General features: G+C 70.3%; 25 protein-coding genes. 16 read left to right on the top strand and 9 right to left on the bottom strand.

The genetic code is table 11. The annotated features are described in order from the left end of the window. Positions 1-2,016, top strand: coding sequence for an acetoacetate--CoA ligase (locus FHT26_RS21895; protein ID WP_168562212.1), 2,016 nt, complete (start codon positions 1-3; stop codon positions 2,014-2,016). Here FHT26_RS21895 and FHT26_RS21890 read toward each other — a convergent pair. Then, positions 2,013-2,501 carry a flavin reductase family protein gene (locus FHT26_RS21890; RefSeq protein WP_246868037.1) on the bottom strand — a complete coding sequence of 163 codons (489 nt, stop codon included), beginning with the start codon at positions 2,499-2,501 and terminating at the stop codon, positions 2,013-2,015. The genes FHT26_RS21895 and FHT26_RS21890 overlap by 4 nt on opposite strands. 99 nt (positions 2,502-2,600) lie before the next feature. Between FHT26_RS21890 and FHT26_RS21885 the strand changes: the two genes are divergently transcribed. Genes FHT26_RS21885 through FHT26_RS21860 form a run of 6 tightly spaced genes read left to right on the top strand, consistent with a single transcriptional unit; the run spans position 2,601 to position 8,067 of the window. Continuing rightward, complete coding sequence (locus tag FHT26_RS21885) at positions 2,601-3,452, top strand: M14 family zinc carboxypeptidase (protein WP_168562210.1); 852 nt, start codon at positions 2,601-2,603, stop codon at positions 3,450-3,452. Positions 3,453-3,473: 21 nt separating this feature from the next. Then, on the top strand, positions 3,474-4,061 hold the full coding sequence (locus tag FHT26_RS21880; RefSeq protein ID WP_168562209.1) for a DinB family protein: 588 nt from the start codon (positions 3,474-3,476) through the stop codon (positions 4,059-4,061). 37 nt (positions 4,062-4,098) lie between these two features. After that, a complete protein-coding gene (locus FHT26_RS21875) occupies positions 4,099-4,632 on the top strand; it encodes a sigma-70 family RNA polymerase sigma factor (protein WP_168562208.1) in 534 nt (177 codons plus the stop codon). A gap of 28 nt (positions 4,633-4,660) precedes the next feature. Then, on the top strand, positions 4,661-5,524 hold the full coding sequence (locus FHT26_RS21870; protein WP_168562207.1) for an anti-sigma factor family protein: 864 nt from the start codon (positions 4,661-4,663) through the stop codon (positions 5,522-5,524). A 17-nt stretch (positions 5,525-5,541) separates the two neighbouring features. Beyond that, the gene (locus tag FHT26_RS21865) at positions 5,542-7,137 is read left to right on the top strand and encodes an AmpG family muropeptide MFS transporter (RefSeq protein ID WP_168562206.1); all 1,596 of its coding nucleotides are present in this window, start codon (positions 5,542-5,544) and stop codon (positions 7,135-7,137) included. Positions 7,138-7,176: 39 nt separating this feature from the next. After that, positions 7,177-8,067, top strand: a complete 891-nt coding sequence (locus FHT26_RS21860; protein WP_168562205.1) for a M48 family metallopeptidase — start codon at positions 7,177-7,179, stop codon at positions 8,065-8,067. A gap of 3 nt (positions 8,068-8,070) precedes the next feature. Here FHT26_RS21860 and FHT26_RS21855 read toward each other — a convergent pair whose 3' ends face one another. From FHT26_RS21855 to FHT26_RS21835, 5 genes are all read right to left on the bottom strand, one after another. After that, on the bottom strand, positions 8,071-8,685 hold the full coding sequence (locus tag FHT26_RS21855; RefSeq protein WP_235581127.1) for a Crp/Fnr family transcriptional regulator: 615 nt from the start codon (positions 8,683-8,685) through the stop codon (positions 8,071-8,073). A 120-nt stretch (positions 8,686-8,805) separates the two neighbouring features. Further along, positions 8,806-9,525 (bottom strand): helix-turn-helix transcriptional regulator, encoded by a 720-nt coding sequence (locus FHT26_RS21850; protein ID WP_168562204.1) that lies wholly within the window; start codon positions 9,523-9,525, stop codon positions 8,806-8,808. A 108-nt stretch (positions 9,526-9,633) separates the two neighbouring features. Further along, on the bottom strand, positions 9,634-10,317 hold the full coding sequence (locus tag FHT26_RS21845) for an alpha/beta hydrolase (RefSeq protein ID WP_168562203.1): 684 nt from the start codon (positions 10,315-10,317) through the stop codon (positions 9,634-9,636). Positions 10,318-10,352: 35 nt separating this feature from the next. Continuing rightward, positions 10,353-11,021: a hypothetical protein gene (locus tag FHT26_RS21840; protein WP_168562202.1), complete on the bottom strand. Its 669-nt coding sequence runs from the start codon at positions 11,019-11,021 to the stop codon at positions 10,353-10,355. A gap of 140 nt (positions 11,022-11,161) precedes the next feature. After that, positions 11,162-11,947: an exodeoxyribonuclease III gene (locus tag FHT26_RS21835; RefSeq protein ID WP_168562201.1), complete on the bottom strand. Its 786-nt coding sequence runs from the start codon at positions 11,945-11,947 to the stop codon at positions 11,162-11,164. 12 nt (positions 11,948-11,959) lie between these two features. On the opposite strand from FHT26_RS21835, the gene pyrE reads away from it, so the two are divergent. Continuing rightward, on the top strand, positions 11,960-12,631 hold the full coding sequence (gene pyrE / locus FHT26_RS21830) for an orotate phosphoribosyltransferase (RefSeq protein WP_168562200.1): 672 nt from the start codon (positions 11,960-11,962) through the stop codon (positions 12,629-12,631). 30 nt (positions 12,632-12,661) lie between these two features. After that, positions 12,662-13,324 (top strand): DUF4124 domain-containing protein, encoded by a 663-nt coding sequence (locus FHT26_RS21825; protein ID WP_246868036.1) that lies wholly within the window; start codon positions 12,662-12,664, stop codon positions 13,322-13,324. Positions 13,325-13,441: 117 nt separating this feature from the next. Here the strand turns inward: FHT26_RS21825 and gatB are convergent, their stop codons facing one another. From gatB to gatC, 3 genes are read right to left on the bottom strand one after another with little or no spacing between them, the layout of a single operon-like run. After that, on the bottom strand, positions 13,442-14,890 hold the full coding sequence (gene gatB, locus FHT26_RS21820; protein WP_168562198.1) for an Asp-tRNA(Asn)/Glu-tRNA(Gln) amidotransferase subunit GatB: 1,449 nt from the start codon (positions 14,888-14,890) through the stop codon (positions 13,442-13,444). Between the two features lie 2 nt (positions 14,891-14,892). After that, entirely contained in the window at positions 14,893-16,377 is a 1,485-nt protein-coding gene (gatA, locus tag FHT26_RS21815) for an Asp-tRNA(Asn)/Glu-tRNA(Gln) amidotransferase subunit GatA (protein WP_168562197.1), read from the bottom strand. Beyond that, entirely contained in the window at positions 16,374-16,676 is a 303-nt protein-coding gene (gatC, locus tag FHT26_RS21810; protein ID WP_168562196.1) for an Asp-tRNA(Asn)/Glu-tRNA(Gln) amidotransferase subunit GatC, read from the bottom strand. Before gatC ends, gatA begins: the two co-directional genes overlap by 4 nt. 211 nt (positions 16,677-16,887) lie before the next feature. Here gatC and FHT26_RS21805 point away from each other — a divergent pair, with 211 nt between their 5' ends. The 7 genes from FHT26_RS21805 (at position 16,888) to FHT26_RS21775 (ending at position 24,614) form a co-directional block, all read left to right on the top strand. Then, positions 16,888-17,931, top strand: a complete 1,044-nt coding sequence (locus FHT26_RS21805; protein WP_056803126.1) for a rod shape-determining protein — start codon at positions 16,888-16,890, stop codon at positions 17,929-17,931. A 73-nt stretch (positions 17,932-18,004) separates the two neighbouring features. Beyond that, a complete protein-coding gene (gene mreC, locus FHT26_RS21800; protein WP_168562195.1) occupies positions 18,005-18,937 on the top strand; it encodes a rod shape-determining protein MreC in 933 nt (310 codons plus the stop codon). Continuing rightward, positions 18,934-19,452 carry a rod shape-determining protein MreD gene (gene mreD, locus FHT26_RS21795; RefSeq protein WP_056803133.1) on the top strand — a complete coding sequence of 173 codons (519 nt, stop codon included), beginning with the start codon at positions 18,934-18,936 and terminating at the stop codon, positions 19,450-19,452. Before mreC ends, mreD begins: the two co-directional genes overlap by 4 nt. 18 nt (positions 19,453-19,470) lie before the next feature. Then, positions 19,471-21,561 (top strand): penicillin-binding protein 2, encoded by a 2,091-nt coding sequence (gene mrdA, locus FHT26_RS21790; protein WP_168562194.1) that lies wholly within the window; start codon positions 19,471-19,473, stop codon positions 21,559-21,561. Next, positions 21,558-22,712, top strand: a complete 1,155-nt coding sequence (gene rodA / locus FHT26_RS21785) for a rod shape-determining protein RodA (protein ID WP_168562193.1) — start codon at positions 21,558-21,560, stop codon at positions 22,710-22,712. The genes mrdA and rodA overlap by 4 nt, the downstream gene beginning before the upstream one ends. 82 nt (positions 22,713-22,794) lie before the next feature. Next, the gene (locus FHT26_RS21780; RefSeq protein ID WP_168562192.1) at positions 22,795-23,718 is read left to right on the top strand and encodes an NAD(P)-dependent oxidoreductase; all 924 of its coding nucleotides are present in this window, start codon (positions 22,795-22,797) and stop codon (positions 23,716-23,718) included. Next, the gene (locus FHT26_RS21775; RefSeq protein WP_168562191.1) at positions 23,715-24,614 is read left to right on the top strand and encodes an AraC family transcriptional regulator; all 900 of its coding nucleotides are present in this window, start codon (positions 23,715-23,717) and stop codon (positions 24,612-24,614) included. The genes FHT26_RS21780 and FHT26_RS21775 overlap by 4 nt, the downstream gene beginning before the upstream one ends. The last annotated feature ends 20 nt before the right edge of the window (positions 24,615-24,634 follow it).

Below are 24,634 nucleotides of genomic sequence, written 5' to 3'. Positions count from 1 at the left end.
ATGGCTGTCCCGCGTCCGCAGATCCTGCACTACACCGACTGGCTGGCCCGCGAGCGCGGGCTGCGCTTCGACGCGACGACGCACGCCGGCTACGACGCGCTGTGGCGCTGGTCGGTCACCGAGCTCGATGCGTTCTGGCGCTCGATCTGGGACTTCTACGGCCTGCAGTCGCCGACCCCGTTCACGCAGGTGCTGGCCGACGGGCGCATGCCCGGCGCGCGCTGGTTCGACGGCGCGCAGCTGAACTACGCGCAGCAGGTGTTCCGCCATGCCGATGCGGCCCATGCGGCCGGCCACCCGGCGGTGGTGTTCCAGGACGAGCGGCTGCGCGACTGTGCGAGCCTGCTCGAATGGAGCTGGCCGAAGCTGCGCCGGCAGGTCGCCTCGCTGGCGGCGCACTACCGGCGGCTCGGCGTGGTGCGCGGCGACCGCGTCTGCGCCTTCATGCCGAACACGCCGCAGACGCTGGTGGCCTTCCTCGCGGCCGCGAGCCTCGGCGCGGTCTGGTCGGTCTGTTCGCCCGACATGGGGCCGGTCGCGGTGCTCGACCGCTTCCGCCAGATCGAGCCGACGCTGCTGGTCGGCTGCGACGGCTATGTGCACGGCGGCAGCACGCACGACCGGCTCGCGCTGCTGCAGGGGCTGGTCGGCGAGTTGCCGACGCTGAAGCAGGTGCTGCTGTGGCGCAACCTCGGCGGTACGCTGCCGGCCGGTTGGCTCGACTTCGACGGGCTGCTGTGCGACGACCCGCCGCTGCAGGCCGACCCGCTGCCGTTCGACCACCCGCTGTGGATCGTCTATTCGAGCGGCACGACCGGGCTGCCGAAGCCGATCGTGCACGGCCACGGCGGCGTCGTGCTGGAGCACCTGAAGTTCATGGGGCTGCACAACGACCTCGGCCCGAGCGCCGGCGGCGGCGACCGCTTCCACTGGTACAGCGCGACCGGCTGGATCATGTGGAACTGCCAGATCGCCGGGCTGCTGAACGGCACGACGATCTGCCTGTACGACGGCAGCCCGTCCGGGCGCAGCGGGCAGCCGGACTGGAGCACGCTGTGGCGTTTCGTCGCCGATTCGGGCAGCACCTTCTTCGGCGCCGGCGCGGCGTTCTTCGCCAGCTGCATGAAGGCCGGCGTCGAGCCGGCGCGCCTGCCGGGACTGGCGCGTCTGCGCGCGCTCGGCAGCACTGGCTCGCCGCTGTCGGCCGACGTGTACCGCTGGGCGGCGCAGCACCTGCCGCGCGTCGACGACCGGCCGATGTGGCTGACCTCGCTGTCGGGCGGCACCGACTTCGCCGGCGCCTTCGTGGCCGGGCTGCCGACGCTGCCGGTGGTCGAGGGCGAGATGCAATGCCGTTGCCTGGGCGCGGCGGTCGAGGCCTGGAGCGAGCCCGACCCGGCGACCGGGCGTGGCCAGGCGCTGGTCGACGAGGTGGGCGAACTGGTGTGCACGCGGCCGATGCCGTCGATGCCGCTGTACTTCTGGGGCGATGCGGACGGGCGGCGCTACCGCGAGAGCTACTTCGACATGTACCCCGGTGTCTGGCGCCATGGCGACTGGCTGCGCATCACGCCGCGCGGCGGTGCGGTGATCTACGGCCGCAGCGACGCGACGATCAACCGCCACGGCATCCGCATGGGCACGGCCGAGCTGTACCGGGCGGTCGAGGCGCTGCCCGAGGTGCTCGACAGCCTGGTCGTCGACCTGGAGTACCTGGGCCGCGAGAGCTGGATGCCGCTGTTCGTCGTGCTGCGCGAAGGCCGGCTGCTCGACGCTGCGCTGGTCGCGCGGCTGAAGCAGGAGATCCGCAGCGCGCTGTCGGCGCGGCATGTGCCGAACGAGATCTTCCAGGTCGAGGCGATCCCGCGCACGCTGTCGGGCAAGAAGATGGAGCTGCCGGTCAAGAAGCTGCTGATGGGCACGCCGGCCGATCAGGTGTTCAAGCTCGATGCGATGGCGAATGCAGCGAGCGTCGCGTGGTTCGCCGAGTTCGCGCGGCGACGCAACGCAGACTAGAGGGGCAGCTCGGTGAAATAACGCCCGCCGTGGTAGATCAACGGCTGCGCGCCCTCGCGCCGCTCGCAGCGCTCGACCTCGCCGACGAAGATCACGTGGTCGCCCTCTTCGTACTGGCTGCGGTTGAAGCATTCGAACACCGCCGCGACCCCTTCGAGCACCGGCGCGCCGCCGACCCCTTCGCGAAAGCGCAGCCCGGCGAAGCGGTCGATGTCCTTCGACGCGAAACGCTCGGCCAGCGGGCGCTGGTCGGCCGCGAGGATGTTGATCGCGTAGTGCGAGCCGCGCGTGAACGCCGGCATCGACCCGGCGCGCCGCGACAGGCTCCACAGCACCAGCGGCGGCGACAGCGACACCGAATTGAACGAATTGGCGGTCAGGCCGACCGGGTTGCCGTGCAGGTCGAGCGCGGTGACGATCGTGACGCCGGTGGCGAACATCCCGAGCGCAACGCGGAACTCCTGGGCCGAGAAACTGGGTGCCATGGGGCGCAGCATTGCATTCATGCCGGAATTGTGGAGGGCGACAGCAGGTGCCGCCAACTCCCATTTGAGGGGGTCCGGCAGCTTCTACACTCGTGCAGCATGACACGATTCTCGATGATTCCAGCGGCGCTGCTGGTCGCGTTCGCGTCAGCGGCGCAGGCCGCCGGGCCGTGCGCCGAGCTGGCGCGCCGCCTGCCGAACCTGGGCCTCGCGCTGTGCGAACGCGCCGCGCTGAAGCCGTCGGGCGCCGCGTCGGTGAAGGGCGTGCCGCTGTACCTGCGCGACGTGCCGGCCCCGCAGCCGCTGCTGCTGCCCGACGACAAGCCGCCGCCGGCGCCGCGCCGCGTGCTGGTGCTGGGTGGCATCCATGGCGACGAGCTGTCGTCGAGCGCGCTCGCCTTCCACTGGATCGCGCAGGCCGGCGACACCGGCGCCGGCCTGGACTGGCGCTTCGTGCCGGTGCTGAATCCCGACGGCCTGCTGCTGGCGCGGCCGACGCGCACCAACGCGCACGGCGTCGACCTGAACCGCAACTTCCCGACGCCGCACTGGGACCGCGACGCGCCGGTCTACTGGGTGAAGCGCACGAAGAAGGACCCGCGCCGCTGGCCCGGTCCGAGCCCGCTGTCGGAGCCGGAGAGCCGCTTCGTGACCGACACGATCGAGGCCTGGAAGCCGGACGTGATCGTCACCGTGCACGCGCCCTACGGCGTGCTCGACTTCGACGGCCCGAGCGTGCCGCCGCAGCGGCTCGGCCGCCTCTACCTCGACCGCGTCGGCATCTTCCCCGGCTCGCTCGGTCACTATGGCGGTGTGCACAAGGGCGTGCCGGTCGTGACGATCGAGCTGCCGAGCGCGATCCGCACGCCGACCGACGCCGAGATGCGGCAGATGTGGATCGACCTGCTGCGCTGGCTGGACGAGCGCCTGGCGCTGCGCGAACATCGATAGTCCCGGACCGGAGCCCGCCGCATGACCTCGCTCGCCCGCCACCTGTACGCCAGCGCCCACAACAACGCCTGGGCCAACCACCGGCTGCTGCAGGCCTGCGGGCGCTTGACGCCAGATGAGTTCACCGCGCCGCGCACCGGCTTCTTCCCGTCGATCCGCGCGACGCTCAACCACACCTTGACGGTCGACGACTACTACCTCGACGCGATCGAGCGCAGCCTGCGCGGCGATGCGCCGCACCCCGAGCCGCGCTCGTTCTTCGACCCCGAGGAGCCGTGCGCGACCTGCGCGGAACTCGCCGCGGCCCAGCAGCGCATGGACCAGTGCCTGCTCGCGATCGCTCACGCGCTGCTGGCCGATGTCGCGTTGCTCGAGCGGGTGATTGCGGTGCCGCGCACGCGGCGCATCGACCGCGAGCCGCTGCACCGGCTGCTGGCCCACCTTTACCAGCACCAGGTGCACCACCGCGGCCAGGTGCATTCGATGCTGTCCGGCACCTCGGTGGCACCGCCGCAACTCGACGAGTTCTTCTGCGTCAACGACCTGGAGCGGCGCGAGGACGATTTCCGCGCGCTGGGCGTGACGGAAGCCGCGATCTGGCAGGGCTGAGCGGGAATAGCCGCGCCATGCCCCGCGTAGACATCAGGTGAGCGTCCCCGCCAGCTTCCGCCAGCAGCTCCTCGGCACGATCCCGCGGCTGCGCCGCTATGCGCGTTCGCTGCTGATCGATGCGGCGGCGGCCGACGACCTGGTGCAGACCGCGCTGGAGCGCGCGCTGTCGCACTGGCACCAGTTCGACCAGCAGCGCGACATCCTGGTCTGGGTGATCAGCATCGCGCACAACGCCCACATGGACACGCTGCGCCGCGGCGGGCGGCTGGCCATCGTCGACCCGCACGAGCTGCAGGTCGAACAGGACCTGCGCGGCAGCGACCCCGGGGCCGATGTCGGGCTGCGCATGGACCTGGTCGCCGCGCTGCGGCGGCTGCCGGTCGAGCAGCGCGAGCCGCTGCTGCTGGTGTCGGTCGAGGAGCTGTCGTACGCCGAATGCGCCGAGGTGCTGCGCATCCCGATCGGCACCGTGATGTCGCGCATCTCGCGCGGGCGGGCCGCGCTGCGCGCGCTGCTCGACGGCCACGCACCGGCGCCGGCGGTGCAGGCGCTGCGGCGCGTGGTCTGAACGGGACCCCCTGAACTGGATGTCGATGATGGCTGCCCCTCCCTTCTCCACCCCCGACGAGCGCGACGACGCGCTGAGCGCGTGGCTCGACGGCGAGCTGCCGGTCGAACGCCGCGCCGAGGTCGAGGCCTGGCTGCAAGCGAACCCCGAAGAAGCGGCCCGCGTGCGGCTGTGGGCCGCCGACCGCGATGCGCTGCGCGCGCGGCTGGCCTCGACGGCGAGCGAGCCGGTGCCCGACCGGCTTCAGCAGCTCGTGCTGCAGCATGCGCCCGACGCGGCGACGCCGTGGTGGCAAGGCCGCGGCCAGTGGGCCGCCGCGCTCGCGGTGTTCGCGCTCGGCGGGCTGATCGGTGCCGGCGCGATGTGGCGGGTGCAGCCTGCCCGACCGGTCATGGCCCAGGCGCCGGTCGGCGGCTGGGTGCAGCGCGCCGCCCTGGCGCACAGCGTCTACGTGCCCGAGCAGCGCCACCCGGTCGAGGTCGCGGTCGCCGGCAGGACGGCCGAAGAGACCCGCGCGCAGGAAGAACATCTGTCGCGCTGGCTGACACGGCGCCTGAACGTGCCGGTCAAGCTGTTCGACCTGCGCGAGCAGGGCTATGAGCTGGTCGGCGGGCGGCTGCTGCCCGACGGCCCTGGGGCCGGCCCCGGTGCGCAACTGATGTACCAGGCCGCCGGCGGCACCGCCCGCGTGACCGTCTACCTGCGCAAGCCCGACGAGGCCGCGCCGGCGGCGTTCCGCTTCGAGCGCGACGGCGACGTGAACCTCTTCTACTGGGTCGAGGCCGGCACCGGCTACGCGCTGGCTGGCAGCCTGCCGCGCGAGCAGCTGCTGGCGCTGGCCGAGGCGATCTACCGGCAGCAACCCGTGCCTGCGGCCTCCGCGCCAAAGTGAGTCCATAGAATCGGCGGATGTCCGATTCCGTTCCGCTGCAGCCTGTGCTGCCCTCGTCCCGGGCCGCCGTCGCCTTCCGGTTGCTGGTGGTCAGCGTGCTCGGCTTCGCCTCCGGGCTGCCGCTCGCGCTGACCGGCCAGGCGATGCAGGCCTGGCTCAGCGTCGAGGGCATCGACATGGCGACCATCGGCTTCCTGAGCCTGGTCGGCCTGCCCTACACCTTCAAGTTCCTGTGGGCGCCGTTGATGGACCGCTTCGAGCTGCCGTGGCTCGGCCGGCGCCGCGGCTGGCTGGTGCTGACGCAGCTCGCGTTGGCCGGTGCGCTGCTGCTGATGAGCTCCACCTCGCCCGGCAGCGCGACGCGCAGCTTCGCGCTGCTGGCGGTGCTGGTCGCGTTCGTCTCGGCCTCGCAAGACGTGGTCGTCGACGCCTACCGCACCGACCTGCTGCCGGCGCGCGAGCGCGGGCTCGGCTCGTCGCTGTACGTGCTCGGCTACCGGCTCGCGATGATCCTGTCGGGCGGCATCGCGCTGATCTGGGTCGATCCGACACAGGGCGGCGGCTGGTCCTGGCCCGAGGTCTACCGCGTGATGGCCGGTCTGATGGTCGGCGCGGCGGTGCTGTCGGCGGTCGCGCTGCCGCGACTGCCGGCGGCGCTGCGGCCGTCGTCGGTGGCGCGCCAGGACGTGTTCGGCTTCGCCGCGGTGCTGGCCGCGGTCGCGGTGGGGTTCGTGCTGAGCGAGCGCTTCGGGCCGCCGATCGCCGCGGCCGTGCTGTCGCCCTGGTGGGCCGGCAGCAGCCTGCCGGCCGCGCTGCAGCAGCGCTGGACCGAGCTGCTCGCGCTGCTGCTGGGCATCGCGTTCACGCTGCCGCTGGCCGCGTGGGCGGCGCGCGCGGCGCGCTTCGAGACGCTGCTCGGCGGGCTGCGCAGCTACTTCGTGCAGCCGGGCGCCGGCGCCTTCCTCGCGTTCATCGTGCTCTACAAGCTGGGCGATGCGTTCGCCGGCTCGCTGATGACGCCGTTCCTGTTGAAGGCGATGCAGTTCGGCCCGGCCGAGGTCGGTGTCGCGAACAAGCTGATCGGGCTGTGGCTGACCATCGGCGGCGCGCTGCTCGGCGGCGCGCTGATGCTGAAGCTCGGCCTGTGGCGCGCGCTGCTGCTGTTCGGCGTGCTGCAGATGCTGAGCAACCTCGGCTTCTGGTGGCTCGCCGGCCATGGCCACGGGCTGTTGCCGGGCGTCACGATCCCGGCCTTCGACTGGACGGTGGTCTGGCTGAAGCAGGCGACGCCGGTCGACGGCGGGCTGCTGATGGTGATCGCGCTGGAGAACATCACCGGCGGCATGGGAACGACCGCATTCGTCGCGTTCCTGATGAGCCTGTGCAACCAGCGCTTCACCGCGACGCAGTACGCGCTGCTCAGCGCGTTCGCGTCGGTCGGCCGCGTCTGGGTCGGGCCGGTGGCCGGCGTCACCGCCGAGACCATCGGCTGGCCGAGCTTCTTCCTGCTGTCGACGGTGCTGGCGCTGCCGGCGCTGCTGATGCTCGTCTGGCTGCGCGCGCCGGTGCAGGCGCTCGAGGTCGATCCGACAACGATTCCGGTCGACGATTGAGCATCGGAACCAGGCCTCCCATTTGCCATCTGAGTTGCCATGAACCACGACGCCGACCTCCCCTTGATCACCTGCAGCTGCGCCTTCCATGCGCGGCGCCGCTTCGCGATGACGCTGGCCGCCGCCGGCGCATCGCTCGCCATGCCGGCCTGGGCGCGCGAGGGCGTCGACGTCGGCAGCGAGTCGCGCTTCACGAAGCTGGTGTCGGCCGACCAGATCGAGCAGGCCGCCGCGCAGCAGTACGCGCAGATGAAGCAGCAGGCTGCGCAGCAGCGCGCGCTCGGCCCCGACAGCCACCCGCAGGTGGTGCGGCTGCGCGCCATTTCGCAGCGCATCATCCCGTTCAGCTCGGAGTGGAACGAACGCGCGAGCCGCTGGAAGTGGGAGGTCAACCTGATCGGCTCGAAGCAGATCAATGCGTTCTGCATGCCCGGCGGCAAGATCGCGTTCTACACCGGCATTCTTGAACAGCTGCAACTGACCGACGACGAGGTCGCGATGGTGATGGGCCACGAGGTCGCGCATGCGCTGCGCGAGCACGCGCGCGAGCGCATGGGCAAGAACATGGCGACGCAGGGCGCGATCGGGCTCGGCGCCGCGATCCTCGGGCTGGGCAGCATCGGCCGCTCGGTGGCTGACATGGGCGGCCAGCTGCTGACGCTGAAGTTCGGCCGCGAGGACGAATCCGAGGCCGACCTGGTCGGCATGGAGTTGGCCGCGCGCGCCGGCTACGACCCGCGCGCCGGTGTCAGCCTGTGGAACAAGATGGCGCAGGCCAGCAAGGGCGCGCCGCCGCAGTTCCTGTCGACCCACCCGTCCGGGCCGACCCGGATCCGCGACATCGAGGCGAACCTGCCGCGGGTCGAAGGGTTGTACGCCAGGGCGGCCAAGCCGCCACAGCGCTTCGAGCCGCCGGCCAAGAAGCCCTGACGCTCACCAGCGTGCCGGCAGCGGCCGCTTCAGCACGATCTGCGTGCGGCTGACGGCGATGTGGCCGCCGGCATCCAGGTCCTTCAGCAGGCGGCTGACCATCTCGCGCGAGCAGCCGACGCGGCTCGCGATCTCCTGGTGCGTCAGCCGTTCTCGGATCACCCGCGTGCCGTCGGGCTCGGTCACTGCCAGGTCGGTCAGCAACTGCGCGACGCGGCCGTACACGTCGAGCAGCGCCAGGCTGCGCGCGCTGTGCGTCGCCAGGCGGGCGCGGTGGATCACGCGCGAGATCAGCTCGAATGCGAACTCCGGCCGCTCGGCGATGTGCTGGCGCAGCGTGTGCCGCGTGACCACCGAGCAGACCGTGGGTTCGAGCGTGATGATCGAGGCCGAGCGCGGCCCACCGTCGAGCGACATCTCGCCGAGGTACTCGCCCGGGCCGTAGACGCCGTAGACGATCTCGCGGTCGCGGTCGTCCATCGAGAACGCCTTGACGCGGCCCGACAGCAGGATGAACAAGGTGTCGCCGTGATCGCCTTCCTGGATCAGCAGCACGCCCTTGCGGTAGCGGCGTTGTTCGCCCCGGGCCGAGAGCAGGCCCAGGGATTCGGACAGCACGGGAGCGGATGCTGGGCCGGTGGCGGCGTCCATGGAGAAGCGGCGGCGAAGGGGACAGCCCGGGCGGCGGCCCGGGAACCCGTCGAATCTAGCACGCCGCCCCGGCGTGGCCGTGACACCTCAGTGCGACAGCGCCGTCTTCATCGCCGGCGTGATCGGCGGCAGCACCGCGACGCGGTTCAGCAGGTCGCCGATGCTGGCGGTCTGCGTCTTGATGCGGATGCTGCTGATCTGCGAGCGCACCGTCGAGACCGCGACGCTGAAGCCGCGCGCCACTTCCTTCGGCCGCTGGCCGTCGCACAGCGCGCGCAGCACCTTGGTCTCGGCCGCGGTCAGGCCGTGGGTGCGGGCGAAGAAGTCGAGCGTCAGCGATTCGCAGCGGTGACGCTTGCCGAGCACCAGCATCGCGAGGCCGTCGTCCTCGGGCGAGGACATCGGCACGAAGGCGACCGGCATCGCGCCGTCGGCGCTGCCCAGGTTCAGCATGCGGCGCCGGCCGCTGCAGGCGCCGAGCAGCGCACCGAGGAAGCCCGACAGTTCTTCCGCATGGCGCGGCAGCACCTGGTTCTTGACGACGCGCAGGCCGTCGCCGGCCTGCAGCGACTGCCAGCCGAGCTGGTTGGCATGGCGCAGGCCGCAGTTCGCATCGACCAGCAGCAGGCCGTGGTCCATCTCGTCGAGCATCATCGTCAGCCAGCGGTTCATCGCGGACGGGCCGTGGCGGCGCTCCGGTCCGGGGTATGGCGGCGTGACGTGGGTGGTCCCCGCGGGCGCGGCCCGCAGGTTCAGGTGGGCGGTCGGGTGGGTGTCGACCGGGGGCGAGAGCAGTTCATCCAACATGGCGCTGTCCTTCTGATGGAAGGTGCAGCAGCACCGCTGTGCACCTTGTTACAGCGTAGGGGCGTCAGGTCTCGCCGGGTGGTGAAAACCGCCGGGCCGGCTTGTGATTTATTCACCTCGGCCGCTTCGCGGCCCGAGCAGCGCGGTCAGCCAGCGCGTCAGGTCGGCGATCTCCGGGCCGGACACCGAATGCGGCATCGGGTATTCGTGCCACTCGACCGGGTGCCCGAACGCCAGCAGCGCGTCGCGCGAGGCGAGCGCGCGGGCGATCGGCACCACCGGGTCCTGCCGGCCGTGCGCCAGGAAGATCGGCAGCCCGTGGTTCGCGGCATCGCGCTCGGCCGCGGTCTGCGCCGCCAGCGGCAGGTAGCCCGACAGCCCGACCAGGCCGGCCAGCCGTTCGCGGTGGCGCAGCCCGGTCAGCAGCGTCATCGCACAGCCTTGCGAGAAGCCGCCGAGCACGATGCGCGACGCCGGGATGCCGCGCTGCTGCTCGCGGGCGATCAGCGCCTCGACCAGCGCCTGCGATTCGCGCAGGCCGGCCTCGTCCTCGCGCCGCACCAGGTCGGCGGCGAGGATGTCGTACCAGGCGCGCATCACGTAGCCGCCGTTGACGGTGACCGGCCGCGTCGGTGCGTGCGGAAAGATGAAGCGCAGCGGGCCGGCCGCCGCGAGGTCGAGCTCGTGCGCGAACGGTGCGAAGCCATTGCCGCTGTCGCCCAGCCCGTGCAGGAAGATGATGGTGGCCGTCGGATTCGGGCCGGTTTCGGTTTCGATGGTGTCGAGCTGCATGCCGCGATGCTAGCCCGACACGGCCCGCCACCCGGTCAGAAGCGGTAGTTGACGCCCAGGCTCAGCTGCGGGATCGCGCGGATCTTGCCGACGCCGTCGCGCAGCTCCTGCGTTTCCTTGTCGACGTTGGCGTTCAGCGTGGCGCGGTCCGTCGCACTCAGGCCGTTGAAGGTCGGACCGCTGGCCGCGGCGCTCACGGTCGCGCGGCCGATGCTCGCGCCGACGTCGAAGTGGAAGCCCCAGGCGCCTTCGGTGCTGCCCTGGTGGCCGTAGCCGAAGCCTAGGAACGGCGTCGTCTTCGGGAACTTCACCTGCGCATCGAAACGGTCGCCGTCCTGCGTCGCGTAGGTGGTGTCGCCGATCGTGATCTGGTTGTTGGTCGGGCGGCCGACCAGGTCGAGCTTCATCGCATTGAAGGTCACGCCACCGGTCAGGCGCCAGCCGCCGCGGAAGAACCAGTCGGCGAACACGCCGCCACGGCTGAGCTTCAGGTCGGCGTCGTAGTGGATGCCATCCTCGGTCTTCGTGGTGCTGTGCGAGCCGAGCGATGCCACATCGGCGCGCAGCGTCACCGATGGTGCGACCGGCTGCGCGTAGCCCAGCATCGCGCCGTGCGTGCCGATGCCGGTGTAGACCTCGCCGGCGTGGGCGGCGGTGGCCAGGGCCAGTGCCAGGGCGGCCGATGCGGCCAGCGTCTTGATCATGGGGAGCTCCTCGTACTGCGTCTCGAATGAAGGCCTGCCCGTGGTGGCGGGTGAGCGCTCATTTTTCAGCCGACCGAGGCGGTCCCAAGCGCCGAACAACGCGGCCCGGGCGGCGCTGTTCGACGCTTCCGGCCCGGGGGTCAGATCGTGAAGTCGTAATCGATGATCAGCGGCGCGTGGTCCGAGAAGCGCTGCTCGAGGTAGATGTGCTCGCGCAGCGCCTTCGCGGCCAAGGCCGGCGTGGCCAGGTGGTAGTCGAGCCGCCAGCCGACGTTCTTCGCCCAGGCCTGGCCGCGGTTGCTCCACCAGGTGTACTGCTCGGGCTTCGGGTTCAGCGTGCGGAACACGTCGACCAGGCCGAGCTCGTCCAGCGTGTGCGTCATCCAGGCGCGCTCTTCCGGCAGGAAGCCGCTGTTCTTCTGGTTGCTGCGCCAGTTCTTCAGGTCGATCTCCTTGTGCGCGATGTTCACGTCGCCCACCAGGATGAACTCGCGCTCGGCCTTCAGCTGTTGCAGGTACGGTGTCATCAGCGCCAGGAAGCGGAACTTCGCGAGCTGCCGCTCCTCGCCGCTGGAGCCGCTCGGGAAGTAGCAGCTGATGATGCTGAGCTTGCGCTGCGGGGTGTCGAAGCGCAGTTCGACGTAGCGGCCCTCGGCGTCGAACTCGGGCGAGCCGAAGCCGACCACCACGTCGCTCGGCGTCTTGCGGCTGTACACGCCGACGCCGGAGTAGCCCTTCTTCTCGGCGAAGTGGAAATGGCCGTGCATGTCGTGCACCCGCTCGAAGCGGCCGGCGATGTCGGCGGCCTGGGCCTTCACCTCCTGCACCCCCATACAATCGGCGCCAATGCTTTCCGCCCACGGCAGGAGCCCCTTCGTGGCCGCCGAGCGGATGCCGTTCAGATTCAAAGACACCAGACGGAACACGAGAGACCTCCGATGAGCCCCACCGCTGACACCTTGGCCAAAGATTTCGTCAGCTTCTCGGTGGAAGCCGGCGTGTTGCGGTTCGGGGAGTTCAAGACCAAGGCCGGGCGGCTGTCGCCCTATTTCTTCAATTCCGGCCTGTTCGACGACGGCGCCAAGCTGGGCCGTCTGGCGGAATTCTATGCGCGCCGCCTGCTCGCGTCGGGCATCGAATTCGACATGCTGTTCGGCCCGGCCTACAAGGGCATCACGCTCGCATCGGCCACGGCGGTGGCGCTGGCCGGCCTGGGCCGCAACGTGCCGTTCTGCCACAACCGCAAGGAAGCCAAGGACCACGGCGAAGGCGGCCTGATGGTCGGCGCGCCGCTGAAGGGCCGCGTCGTCATCATCGACGACGTGATCACCGACGGCGCCTCCAAGCGCGAATCGGTCGAGATGATCCGCGCCGCCGGAGCGGAACCGGTTTCGGTGCTGATCGCGATGGACCGCATGGAACGCAAGGGGCCCGATGACAACCTGAGCGCCCGTTCCTCCGTTGAGGAGTTCGAAGCGGCGTACGGCATGCCGGTGCTGGCCATTGCGACGCTGGCCGACTTGCTGCAGTATCTTCAGTCAGATGACGATCCGGCCTTGCGCAGCCACCTTGCGCGCGTGGTCGCCTACCGGGACCGTTACGGGGTGTAAATGACGAGCCTGTTTGTGGTGAATCGATCGATGCGAACCTGGCGCTGCATGGCGCTGCTGGCAGGCCTCGCGGCCGGTTCCTCGGCACACGCCGCCATCTACAGCTGCGTCGACGGCAGTGGCCGGCGCCTGACCTCCGACCGTCCGATCGTCGAATGCTCGACCCGCGAGCAGCGCGAGCTCAACACCGACGGGTCGGTGCGCCGGGTCGTGCCGCCGACGATGACGGCCGACGAGCGCGCCGAGGCCGAGGCGAAGGAGCGGCAGGCTGCCGCCGACCGTGTCGCGCAGCAGGATGCGATCCGGCGCGATCGCAACCTGGTGACCCGCTTTCCCGACTATGCCGCCCACATGAAGGCGCGCGAGGCGGCGCTCGACGACGTGCGCAAGGGTGTCGCGTTCTCGCAGGGGCGCCTGGCCGAGCTCGAGCGCGAGCGCAAGCCGCTGCTCGAGGAGCAGGAGTTCTACAAGGGCAAGAAGCCGCCGGCCAAGCTGCGCCAGCAGCTCGACGCGAACGACGCGGCGGTGGCCGCGCAGAAGTCGCTGGTGCAGAACCAGGAAGACGAGATCGTGCGCATCAACAACCTCTACGACGTCGAGCTCGAACGGCTGAAGAAGCTGTGGGGCGGCGCGTCACCGGGGTCGATGGGCGCCCTGCCGGCCGCGTCGGCACCCACCCCCCGGAAGAAGTAGCCCCCCAGTCGCTTCGCTCCTGCCCCCAAGGGGCGCCACCCCAGGGGTCCGGCAAAGCCGGTTCCCCCGGGGCGTTGCTTGGTCGTGCGCCGCGCTTCTCGGCCGGGGCGACTGCGATCAGCTGAGCTTCTTCTTCAGCAACTCGTTCACCTGCGACGGGTTCGCCTTCCCCTTCGTGGCCTTCATCGCCTGGCCGACCAGCGCGTTGAACGCCTTGTCCTTGCCGGCGCGAAACTCTTCGACAGACTTCGGGTTCGCCGCCAGCACCTCGTCGAGGATGCGCTCCAGCTCGCCGCTGTCGCTCATCGGCTTCAGGCCCTTGGCATCGATGATCGCGTCGATCTCGCCACCGGCGGTCCACAGCTGGTCGAACACCTGGCGCGCACCGCTGTTCGACAGCGTGCCGTCGGCGATGCGGCCGATCAGCGCGGCCAGCGTCGCAGCACTCACCGGGCTGTCCGCGATGTCCTTCTCTTCGGCATTGAGCCGGCGCGACACCTCGCCCATCAGCCAGTTCGCCACCAGCTTCGGCTGGCCGCAGGCCTTCGCCGCCGCCTCGAAGAACGCGCCGACCGCCTTGCCCTGCGTCATCATCGACGCGTCGTACGCCGGCAGCCCGTAGTCCTTCTGGAAGCGCTCGGCCATCACGCGCGGCAGCTCCGGCATTGCGGCGCGCACCTGCTCGACCCATTCCGGCGCGATCGCGAGCGGCGGCAGATCGGGATCGGGGAAGTAGCGGTAGTCGTGCGCGTCTTCCTTCGTGCGCATCGCCCGCGTCTCGCCGGTATCGGGGTTGAACAGCACGGTGGCCTGTTGCACCGTGCCGCCGTCCTCGATCAGGTCGATCTGCCACTGGATCTCGTAGTCGATCGCCTGCTGCAGGTACTTGAAGCTGTTCAGGTTCTTGATCTCGCGGCGCGTGCCGTACTCGGCCCCCGGTCGGCGCACCGACACGTTCGCGTCGCAGCGGAAGCTGCCTTCCTGCATGTTGCCGTCGCAGATGTCGAGCCAGACCACCAGCGAATGCAGCGCCTTCGCGTACTCGACCGCCTCGATGCTCGCGCGCATGTCGGGTTCGGTGACGATCTCCAGCAGCGGCGTGCCGGCGCGGTTCAGGTCGATGCCGGTCTGGCCGGCATAGTCCTCGTGCAGCGACTTGCCGGCGTCTTCCTCGAGGTGCGCGCGCGTCAGCTGCACCTTGTGCTTCAGGTCGCCGACGAAGAACTCCACCGAGCCGCCCTGCACCACCGGCGTCTCGTACTGGCTGATCTGGTAGCCCTTCGGCAGGTCGGGGTAGAAGTAGTTCTTGCGCGCGAAGATCGACAGCGGCGCCACCGTCGCGCCGACCGCGAGCCCGAAGCGGATCGCCCGCTCGACCGCGCCGCGGTTCATCACCGGCAGCGTGCCCGGCAGCGCCAGGTCGACCGGCGAGGCCTGCGTGTTGGGCGCGGCACCGAACTGCGTGCTGGAGCCGCTGAAGATCTTGCTGCGCGTGGACAGCTGTGCGTGCGTCTCGAGGCCGATGACGACCTCGTAGCCGCGGATCAGTTTGGAAAGAGTCGCCATGGTCAGATCGAGGGGGCTTTCGCGTGCCAGTCGGTCGCCTGCTGGAAGGCATGGGCCGCGTGCAACAGCGTGCCCTCCTGGAAGTAGTTGCCGATCAGCTGCAGGCCGACCGGCATGCCGCCTTCGCCGGTGCCGGCCGGCAGGCTCATGCCCGGCAGCCCCGCCAGGCTGGCCGGCAGCGTGAAGATGTCGGCCAGGTAGTTCGCGACCGGGTCGTCGCTCTTGTCGCCGAGCTTCCAGGCCACCGTCGGCGCGACCGGGCCGGCGATCACGTCGCACTGCGTGAAGCAGTGCTGGAAGTCGTCGGCGATCATGCGCCGCAGCTTCTGCGCCTGCAGGTAGTAGGCGTCGTAGTAGCCGTGGCTCAACACGTAGGTGCCGATCATGATGCGGCGCTTGACCTCGGCGCCGAAGGCCTCGGCGCGGCTCTTCTTGTACATGTCGAGCAGGTCGGTGTACCGGGCGGCGCGGTGCCCGAAGCGCACGCCGTCGAAGCGGCTCAGGTTCGAGCTGGCCTCGGCCGGCGCGATGATGTAGTACACCGGGATCGACAGCTCGGTGCGCGGCAGGCTCACGTCGACCAGCGTCGCGCCGAGCTTCTGCAGCTCGGCCAGCGCGGCCCGCACCGCGCCGTCGACGTCGGCGGCCAGCGCGGCCGGGAAGAACTCGGCCGGCAGCCCGATGCGCAGGCCCTTCAGCGGCTGCGCGGCGCTGGCGCCGGGGCGCGCCGTGCCGAGTGCCGCGGTGTAGTCCTGCGGCGGGCGCTGCGCGCTGGTGGCGTCGCGTTCGTCGAAGCCGCTCATCGCCGACAGCATCAGCGCGCAGTCCTCGGCGCTGCGGCCGAACGGGCCGGCCTGGTCGAGGCTGGACGCGAACGCGATCATCCCGTAGCGCGAGCACACGCCGTAGGTCGGCTTGATGCCGGTGATGCCGGTGAAGCTGGCCGGCTGCCGGATCGAGCCGCCGGTGTCGGTGCCGGTGGCCACCGGGACCAGCCGCGCCGCCACCGCGGTGGCCGAGCCGCCCGACGAGCCACCCGGCACGCGCGCCGCATCCCACGGGTTCTTCACCGGGCCGAAGGCCGAGTTCTCGTTGCTGGAGCCCATCGCGAACTCGTCGCAGTTCAGCTTGCCCAGCGTCACGGTGCCGGCCGCGGCGAGCCGGGTCACCACGGTGGCGTCGAACGGGCTGCGGTAGCCGGCCAGCATCTTCGAGCCGGCGGTGGTCGGCAGCGCCTCGGTGACGAAGATGTCCTTGTGCGCGAGCGGCACGCCCAGCAGCGCACCCGTCTCGCCGGCGGCGCGGCGGGCATCGGCCTGCGCCGCCTGGCGCAGCGCGCCTTCGGTGTCGACGCACAGGAAGGCGCCCAGGTGCTCGTGCGCGGCAACCCGTGCAAGCAGTTGTGTCGTCGCTTCGACGCTGGAGACCTGGCGCGCGGCGAGCGCGCGCGACAGCTCGGCCGCGCCCAGTTGATGCAGGTCCTTCATGTCTCGATCACCTTCGGCACGAGGAACAGGCCGTCTTCGACCGACGGCGCGCTGCGCTGGTTGGCCTCGCGGCGATCGGTTTCGGTGACGACGTCGTCGCGCAGGCGCAGCGTCACTTCCTGCACCGCCGACAGCGGCGTGTACAGCGGCTCGATGCCGCTGGTGTCGACCGCGCTCATCTGTTCGACGATCGAGAAGAAGCCGTTCAGTTGCTGCAGCATCGCCGCCTCTTCGGCGGGCCTCAGTTCGAGGCGGGCGAGGTTCGCGATGCGGCTCACGTCTTTGGAGTCCAGTGCCATTGGAATTTGAGGGGAGATGAGGGTGCCGACGGGGCTGGAAATCAGGGGGGTTGGGGTATTATCCCCGGTTATCCACAAGCCTCTTTCGGCGTGCAAATTCAAGGGTTTGCAGGACTTTCGAGCGGCTCGCGGACCCTGCCCGGACCCCCATTCGCGATTGCGGCGATCCGCCCGACCCGGCCGATCGGCGCCAACAAGAACTCTCCCGCACATGTTTGCATCCCTGCGCCGCTACTTCTCCACCGACCTGGCCATCGACCTCGGCACCGCCAACACGCTGATCTACGTGCGTGGCAAGGGCATCGTGCTGGACGAACCGTCGGTCGTCGCGATCCGCCACGAGGGCGGCCCCAACGGCAAGAAGACGATCCAGGCGGTCGGCGCCGAAGCCAAGGCGATGCTCGGCAAGGTGCCCGGCAACATCGAGGCCATCCGGCCGATGAAAGACGGCGTGATCGCCGACTTCACGGTCACCGAGCAGATGCTCAAGCAGTTCATCCGCATGGTCCACGACTCGCGGATGCTCAAGCCGAGCCCGCGCATCATCATCTGCGTGCCCTGCGGTTCCACGCAGGTCGAGCGCCGGGCCATCCGTGAATCGGCGCTCGGCGCCGGCGCGAGCGAGGTCTATCTGATCGAAGAGCCGATGGCCGCGGCGATCGGCGCCGGCCTGCCGGTCAGCGAGGCGAGCGGCTCGATGGTGGTCGACATCGGCGGCGGCACCACCGAGGTCGGCGTGATCTCGCTGGGCGGCATGGTCTACAAGGGCAGCGTGCGGGTCGGCGGCGACAAGTTCGACGAAGCCATCATCAACTACATCCGACGCAACTACGGCATGCTGATCGGCGAGCCCACCGCCGAATCCATCAAGAAGAACATCGGCTCGGCCTTCCCCGGCTCCGAGGTCAAGGAGATGGAAGTCAAGGGCCGCAACCTCAGCGAAGGCGTGCCGCGCAGCTTCACGATCAGCAGCAACGAGATCCTCGAAGCGCTGACCGACCCGCTCAACCAGATCGTCTCCAGCGTCAAGAACGCACTCGAGCAGACGCCGCCCGAACTGGGCGCCGACATCGCCGAGCGCGGCATGATGCTGACCGGCGGCGGCGCGCTGCTGCGCGACCTCGACCGCCTGCTCGCCGAGGAAACCGGCCTGCCGGTGCTGGTTGCCGAAGACCCACTGACCTGCGTCGTGCGCGGCTGCGGCATGGCCCTGGAGCGGATGGAGCGCCTCGGATCCATCTTCACCTCCGAGTGAACGTGATCCTTCTCACACGGCCGGCGCGTCACTGACGCGGCCGGCTTTTTCACTTCAAGTTCGCCGTACAGACATGCCCCTCGGCACCCTTGATCGGACACCGCCACCCTTCTTCCGGCAGGGCCCCTCGGCGCTGACGCGGCTGATGTTCTTCTCGGCGCTCGCGCTGTTCCTGATGGTGGCCGACACCCGCTTCAAGCTGACGCAGCCGGTGCGTGCGGTGCTGGCGACGGTGCTGAACCCGGTCGAGCGGGCGCTGCGGGCGCCGGTCGACGCGGTGAGCGCGGCCGGCGACTACGCGATGGGGCTGCAGGATGCGCTGTCGGCCGAGGCCCGTGCCCGCCGCGAACTGGCCGAGCAGGCGGCCCGCTCGGCGCGCGTCGAGCAGCTCGAGCAGGAGAACCTGCGGCTGCGCGCGCTGCTCGATCTGCGGCCGGGCCTGAAGGTGCGCTCGCAGACGGCCGAGGTGCTGTACGACGCGCCCGATCCGTATTCGCGCAAGGTCATCATCGACCGCGGCACGCAGCAGGGCATCGCGGTCGCGTCGCCTGTCATCAACGAGGCCGGCGTGCTCGGCCAGGTGACGCGGGCCTTCCCGTACAGCGCCGAGGTCACGCTGCTCACCGACAAGGACGCCGCGATCCCGGTGCTGAACATGCGCACCCAGGTGCGCAGCGCCGCCTTCGGCAACTCGACCGGCGCCGGGCTGGAGCTGCGCTTCATGGCCGGCAATGCCGACGTGCAGGTCGGCGACGTGCTCGCGACCTCGGGCGTCGACGGCGTCTATCCGTCGGGCATCCCGGTCGCGAAGGTGGTCAGCGTCGACCGGCGCGTCGACACCGGCTTCGCTCGCATCGCGCTGACGCCGGTCGCGCAACCCGACGCGGTGCGCCATGTGCTGGTGCTGGAGCCGCTGGGGGTGCAGATGCAGCCCAAGCCCGAGCCGGCGATCGATCCGAATGCCAAGCCCGGCGCCGCCAGCGGACGAAAGGGACCCCGCAGATGATGCCGCGTGGCGCCGACCAGCTGCTGTTGCCGGCGAACCCCTGGTTCATCTGGGGTTCGCTGCTGCTGGCCTTCCTGTTCAACCTGGTGCCGTTCGGCCGGCTGCCGGCCATCCCCGACCTGCTGGCGCTCGCGCTGGTGTTCTGGAACGTGCACCAGCCGCGGCGCATCGGCGTCGGCATCGCGTTCATGTTCGGGCTGCTGATGGACGTGCACGACAGCGCGGTGCTGGGCCAGCATGCGCTGGCCTACACGCTGCTGAGCTTCTTCACGATCACGATCCACCGGCGCCTGCTGTGGTTCGGGCTGCCGCAGCAGGCGCTGCAGATCCTGCCGCTGTTCGTCGCGGCGCACGCGGTCTCGCTGATCGTGAGAATGTTGGTGGGCGGCATGCTGCCGGGGTGGGAACTGATGCTCGCGCCGGTGTTCGAAAGCCTGCTGTGGCCGGTAGCCTCATGGGTGCTGCTCGCGCCGCAGCGCCGGCCGCCGGATCCCGACCAGAACCGGCCCTTGTGATCCTCGTGCGGTCCCGTCATGACTGAGTTGAAGAACGTCGAGCAGGAACTGGGGCGGTTTCGCACCCGGCTGCTCGCGGCCGCGCTGTTCGTGCTGTGCGCGTTCGGGCTGCTGGTGTTCCGCCTCGTCGTGCTGCAGGTGATGCGCCACGACGAACTCTCGACGCAGGCCGAGAACAACCGCATCGCGGTCGTGCCGATCGTGCCCAACCGCGGGCTGATCGTCGACCGCAACGGCGTCGTGCTGGCCAACAACTACTCGGCCTACACGCTGGAGATCACGCCGACCAAGGTCGACGACCTCGATGCGCTGATCGACCAGCTGTCGGAGGTGGTCGAGGTGCAGCCGCGCGACCGCAAACGCTTCAAGCGGCTGATGGAGGAAACCAAGAGCAGCTTCGAATCGCTGCCGATCCGCACCAAGCTGACCGACGAGGAAGTGGCGCGCTTCACCGCGCAGCGCTTCCGCTTCCCGGGCGTCGACATCAAGGCCCGGCTGTTCCGCAACTACCCGCTCGGCGAGGTCGGCAGCCACCTGATCGGCTACATCGGCCGCATCAACCAGGCCGAGAAGGAAAAGATCGAGGAGTCGGAAGACGACGCCAACTACCGCGGCACCGAGTACATCGGCAAGCTCGGCATCGAGCAGGCCTACGAGGCCCAGCTGCATGGCGCGACCGGCTTCGAGGAGGTCGAGACCAGCGCCGGCGGCCGCGCGGTGCGCCAGCTCAAGAGCAACCCGGCGACGCCCGGCAACACGCTGGTGCTGTCGATCGACATCCGGCTGCAGGCGCTGGTCGAGCAGCTGTTCGGCGACCGGCGCGGCGCGCTGGTGGCGATCGACCCGCGCAACGGCGAGGTGCTGGCCTTCGTCAGCAAGCCCAACTTCGATCCCAACCTGTTCGTCGACGGCATCGACGCCGAGAACTGGAAGGCGCTGAACGAATCCGAGGACAAGCCGCTGCTGAACCGCGCGCTGCGCGGCGCCTACCCGCCTGGCTCGACCTACAAGCCGCTGATGGCGCTGGCCGCGCTGACGCTGGGCAAGCGCACGCCGCAGCAGGCGATCAGCGACCCCGGCTTCTTCTGGTTCGGCAACCACAAGTTCCGCGACGACAAGGAAGGCGGCCACGGCGTGGTCGACATGTACCGCTCGATCGTGCAGTCGTGCGACACCTACTACTACATCCTCGCCAACGACATGGGCGTCGATGCGATCCACGACTTCATGGCGCCGCTCGGGCTCGGCCAGATCACCGGCATCGACATGCAGGGCGAGCTGCGCGGCACGCTGCCGTCCACCGAATGGAAGCGCACCAGCTACAAGCGCAAGGAATTGCAGAAGTGGTACCCCGGCGAGACCATCTCGCTGGGCATCGGCCAGGGCTACAACACCTTCACGATGCTGCAGCTCGCGCAGGCCGAGGCGACGCTCGCGGCCGGCGGCAAGCGCTTCAAGCCGCACCTGGTGCGCGCGATCGAGAACGTCGAGACGCGCAGCCAGCAGACGCTGAGCGGTGACGCACTGGAGCCGCTGCCGTGGAATCCCGACCACGTCGCGGTGATCCACCAGGCGCTGTACGGCGTCACGCAGGAGGGCACGGCGGCGCGCGCGTTCCAGGGCGCGCCGTACCGCTCCGGCGGCAAGACCGGCACGGCCCAGGTGATCCAGATCAAGCAGAACGAGAAGTACGACGCCAGCAAGCTCGACGAGCGGCACCGCGACCATGCGCTGTTCACCGCGTTCGCGCCGCTCGAAGAGCCGCACATCGCGATCGCGCTGGTGGTCGAGAACGCCGGCTTCGGCGCCGGCGCCGCGGCGCCGATCGCGCGCCGGGTGTTCGACTACGTGCTCGAAGGCCAGTACCCGAGCGAGGAAGACATCCTCGCGACGCGCGGCGGCCAGACCTACGCACCCATCGGCAAGCCTCGGCCGGCCGCCGGCGTGCCGCTGCCGGGCGTGTCGATCAACAACGTGGCAGCCGCGCCCACCGATGTGCCGCCGGCGCTGGTGGTGCCGGTGGCTGCATCGGCACCGTCGCTGCTGGTCTCGCCGCCGGCCGCGTCGGCACCCGCCTCCGCCGTCCGATCGGCCGGCCGCGCGCCATGAGCGTCGTCTTCGAGAAGCCGTCGGTCTGGCAGCGGCTGAAGCCGGTCTTCACCGGCTTCGACGCGCCGCTGTTGGTCGGCCTGCTGCTGCTCGGCGCGGCCGGGCTGGTGACGATGTACTCGGCCGGCTTCGACAACGGCTCGCGCTTCGTCGACCACGGCCGCAACATGGTCCTCGCGCTGATCATCCTGTTCGTCGTCGCGCAGGTGCCGCCGCAGCGGCTGATGCAGCTGGCGGTGCCGCTGTACACCGTCGGCGTTGCGCTGCTGATCGCCACCGCGGTGATCGGCGTCACGAAGAAGGGGGCGACGCGCTGGCTGAACGTCGGCATCGTGATCCAGCCGAGCGAGATCATGAAGATCGCGATGCCGCTGATGCTCGCGTGGTGGTTCCAGCGCCGCGAGGGCCAGCTGCGCGTGCTCGACTTCGTCGTCGCGCTCGGGCTGCTGGCGGTGCCCGTCGGCATGATCGTCAAGCAGCCCGACCTGGGCACCGCGATCCTGGTGCTGTCGGCCGGCCTGTACGTGATCTTCTTCGCCGGGCTGTCGTGGAAGCTGATCGTGCCGGTGCTGCTGGTCGGCGGCGCCGCGATCACCGCGGTGGTGGTGTCCGAGGACCGCATCTGCCAGCCCGACGTGGTGTGGCCGATGCTGCGCGACTACCAGAAGAACCGCGTCTGCACGCTGCTCGACCCGACCACCGACCCGCTCGGCAAGGGCTTCCACATCATCCAGGGGATGATCGCGATCGGCTCCGGCGGCATCGAGGGCAAGGGCTTCATGAAGGGCACGCAGACCCACCTGGAGTTCATCCCCGAGCGCACCACCGACTTCATCTTCGCGGCCTTCTCCGAAGAGTTCGGGCTGGTCGGCTGCGTGTCGCTGATCCTCGGCTTCACGTTCCTGATCTTCCGCGGGCTGGTCATCGCGGCCGATGCGCCGACGGTGTTCACCCGGCTGCTGGCCGGCGCGGTGACGCTGAGCTGGTTCACCTACGCGTTCGTCAACATGGGCATGGTCAGCGGCATCCTGCCGGTGGTGGGCGTGCCGCTGCCGTTCATCAGCTATGGCGGCACCGCGATGCTGACGCTCGGGCTCGGGCTCGGCATCCTGATGTCGATCTCGAAGAGCCGGCGGCTGATGCAGCGCTGAGGCCGCGCGGGTGCGCGCGTGGGTGCGATACCCCTGCCGGCACGCTAAGCTTGCGCCTCGCCGCCACCACCGGACGACCCCCATGAGCCTGCAGCACCCCGCAGACGCCGTTTCCGCTTCCCACCCGGGCCCCGCTCGCTGCGTCGGCATCGTCGGCGTCGGCAACATGGGCGGCGCGATCGCGGCGCGGCTGTTGTCGCTCGGCTGGCAGGTCGCGGTGCACGACATCGACGACCGCTGCGAGGCGCTGGCGGTCGGCTCCGGCGCGATGGCTTGCGCGACACCGTCCGGCGTGGCCGCGACGAGCAGCGTGCTGATCGTCGCGGTCGTCGATGCGGTGCAGACCGAGGCGGTGCTGTTCGGCCCGCACGGCGCGGCGCGCGGGCTGGCGCGCGGCGGCACCGTGCTGCTGTGTCCGACCATCGCGCCGGCCGATGTCGAGCGCTTCGCCACCGGCCTGCACCGGCACGGCATCGCCTGCATCGACGCGCCGATGTCCGGCGGCCCCGACCGTGCCCGCGACGGCAGCATGAGCCTGATGCTGGCCGGCCCGGGCGACGCGATCGAGCGGCACGGCGCGCTGATCGACGCGCTGTCGTCGCGGGTGTTCCGCATCAGCGAGCGGCCGGGCGACGGTGCGCGCACCAAGCTCGTCAACAACCTGCTGGCCGGCATCAACCTGGCCGGTGCGGCCGAGGCGCTGGCGCTGGCCGAACGCATGGGGCTGGACGTCGCGCGCACGCTGCAGGTCGTCGAGCAGTCGAGTGGCCAGAGCTGGATCGGCAGCGACCGGCTGCACCGCGCGCTGCGCGGCGACTACCTGCCGCGCGCGCACACCCGGCTGCTGAACAAGGACACCCACCTGGCGCTGGGCGTCGCGCGCCAGGCCGGCGCGGCCACCGCGCTCGGCGAGGCGGCGGCCGCGGTGTTCGCGCGCGCCTGCGAGCGCGGCTTCGCGGGGCTCGACGACGCAAGCGTCTACGAACTGCTGCGGCAAGCACGTTGACCTCGCGACGCCAGCCTTCCGCGTATGCGTCCGACGCGCCCGAGGCGCACCTGCGGCGCATGAACCGCGTGCTCGACCACATCGATGCGCACCTGGCCGACGACCTGCGGCTGGAGACGCTGGCCGAGGTGGCGGCGTTCTCGCCCTTCCATTTCCACCGGGTGTTCCGCGCGTGGACCGGCGAGACGCTGCTCGACTTCGTGCGCCGGCGCCGGCTCGAGGTGGCCGGTGGGCGGCTGCGCCATGCGCCGCGCGACAGCATCACGGCGATCGCGTTCGCGGTCGGTTTCGAATCGGGCGAGGCGTTCTCGCGCGCGTTCAAGCAGCACTTCGGCATGACGCCGACCGCCTGGCGGCGCGGCGGGCAGCTGTTGTGGGAGCGCCGCCAGCGCATGGTGCGCACGCGGCCGGCACCGATCGGCCCGCATTACCCGGTGGTGCTGAAGCAGCTGCCCGAGCGCGAGGTGCTGTACTGGCGGGTGCAGGGCCGCTACGACACGATGGTGTCGCCGGCCTGGGCCGCCTTCACGCCGCACATCGAGGCGCTCGGGCTGGCCGGGCAGCCGCGGCTGGGCATGGGGCTGGACGATCCGGACATCGCGCCGGTGTCGCGCTGCCGCTTCGATGCCTGCGTGGTGCTGCCGCCGAACTGGCACGAGCCGGTCAGCGGTCGGGTGTCGCGCAAGCGGGTGGCCGGCGGGCTGCACGCCTGCCTGGCTTATGACGGTCCGGGTCCGCTGATGCACCAGGCGTGGCGGCAGCTGCTGAACGACTGGCTGCCGACCTCGGGGCTGGTGGTCGGCGACGTGCCGTTCTTCGAGGTCTATCCGGTGGAGCAGGCGCTGCCGAGCAAGGGGTCCGTGGTCTGCGAACTCTGCATGCCCGTCCAGCGGTAGGCTCCGTGCCGGGCGTCAAG

It is taken from the genome of Rhizobacter sp. SG703, from assembly GCF_012275445.1.
GTDB lineage: Bacteria > Pseudomonadota > Gammaproteobacteria > Burkholderiales > Burkholderiaceae_C > Rhizobacter.
This window is presented reverse-complemented; position numbering and strand designations above follow the sequence as displayed.

Coding starts and splice junctions, on each gene's coding strand:
- mreC (WP_168562195.1), top strand. CDS start 18,005: ATGCCCCTCGGCACCCTTGATCGGACACCGCCACCCTTCTTCCGGCAG.
- FHT26_RS21805 (WP_056803126.1), top strand. CDS start 16,888: ATGTTTGCATCCCTGCGCCGCTACTTCTCCACCGACCTGGCCATCGAC.
- FHT26_RS21860 (WP_168562205.1), top strand. CDS start 7,177: ATGAACCACGACGCCGACCTCCCCTTGATCACCTGCAGCTGCGCCTTC.
- FHT26_RS21845 (WP_168562203.1), bottom strand. CDS start 10,317: ATGCAGCTCGACACCATCGAAACCGAAACCGGCCCGAATCCGACGGCC.
- gatA (WP_168562197.1), bottom strand. CDS start 16,377: ATGAAGGACCTGCATCAACTGGGCGCGGCCGAGCTGTCGCGCGCGCTC.
- gatB (WP_168562198.1), bottom strand. CDS start 14,890: ATGGCGACTCTTTCCAAACTGATCCGCGGCTACGAGGTCGTCATCGGC.
- FHT26_RS21850 (WP_168562204.1), bottom strand. CDS start 9,525: ATGTTGGATGAACTGCTCTCGCCCCCGGTCGACACCCACCCGACCGCC.
- FHT26_RS21780 (WP_168562192.1), top strand. CDS start 22,795: ATGAGCCTGCAGCACCCCGCAGACGCCGTTTCCGCTTCCCACCCGGGC.
- mreD (WP_056803133.1), top strand. CDS start 18,934: ATGATGCCGCGTGGCGCCGACCAGCTGCTGTTGCCGGCGAACCCCTGG.
- FHT26_RS21890 (WP_246868037.1), bottom strand. CDS start 2,501: ATGGCACCCAGTTTCTCGGCCCAGGAGTTCCGCGTTGCGCTCGGGATG.
- FHT26_RS21870 (WP_168562207.1), top strand. CDS start 4,661: ATGGCTGCCCCTCCCTTCTCCACCCCCGACGAGCGCGACGACGCGCTG.
- rodA (WP_168562193.1), top strand. CDS start 21,558: ATGAGCGTCGTCTTCGAGAAGCCGTCGGTCTGGCAGCGGCTGAAGCCG.
- FHT26_RS21865 (WP_168562206.1), top strand. CDS start 5,542: ATGTCCGATTCCGTTCCGCTGCAGCCTGTGCTGCCCTCGTCCCGGGCC.
- FHT26_RS21895 (WP_168562212.1), top strand. CDS start 1: ATGGCTGTCCCGCGTCCGCAGATCCTGCACTACACCGACTGGCTGGCC.
- FHT26_RS21825 (WP_246868036.1), top strand. CDS start 12,662: ATGCGAACCTGGCGCTGCATGGCGCTGCTGGCAGGCCTCGCGGCCGGT.
- gatC (WP_168562196.1), bottom strand. CDS start 16,676: ATGGCACTGGACTCCAAAGACGTGAGCCGCATCGCGAACCTCGCCCGC.
- FHT26_RS21840 (WP_168562202.1), bottom strand. CDS start 11,021: ATGATCAAGACGCTGGCCGCATCGGCCGCCCTGGCACTGGCCCTGGCC.
- pyrE (WP_168562200.1), top strand. CDS start 11,960: ATGAGCCCCACCGCTGACACCTTGGCCAAAGATTTCGTCAGCTTCTCG.
- FHT26_RS21880 (WP_168562209.1), top strand. CDS start 3,474: ATGACCTCGCTCGCCCGCCACCTGTACGCCAGCGCCCACAACAACGCC.
- FHT26_RS21885 (WP_168562210.1), top strand. CDS start 2,601: ATGACACGATTCTCGATGATTCCAGCGGCGCTGCTGGTCGCGTTCGCG.
- mrdA (WP_168562194.1), top strand. CDS start 19,471: ATGACTGAGTTGAAGAACGTCGAGCAGGAACTGGGGCGGTTTCGCACC.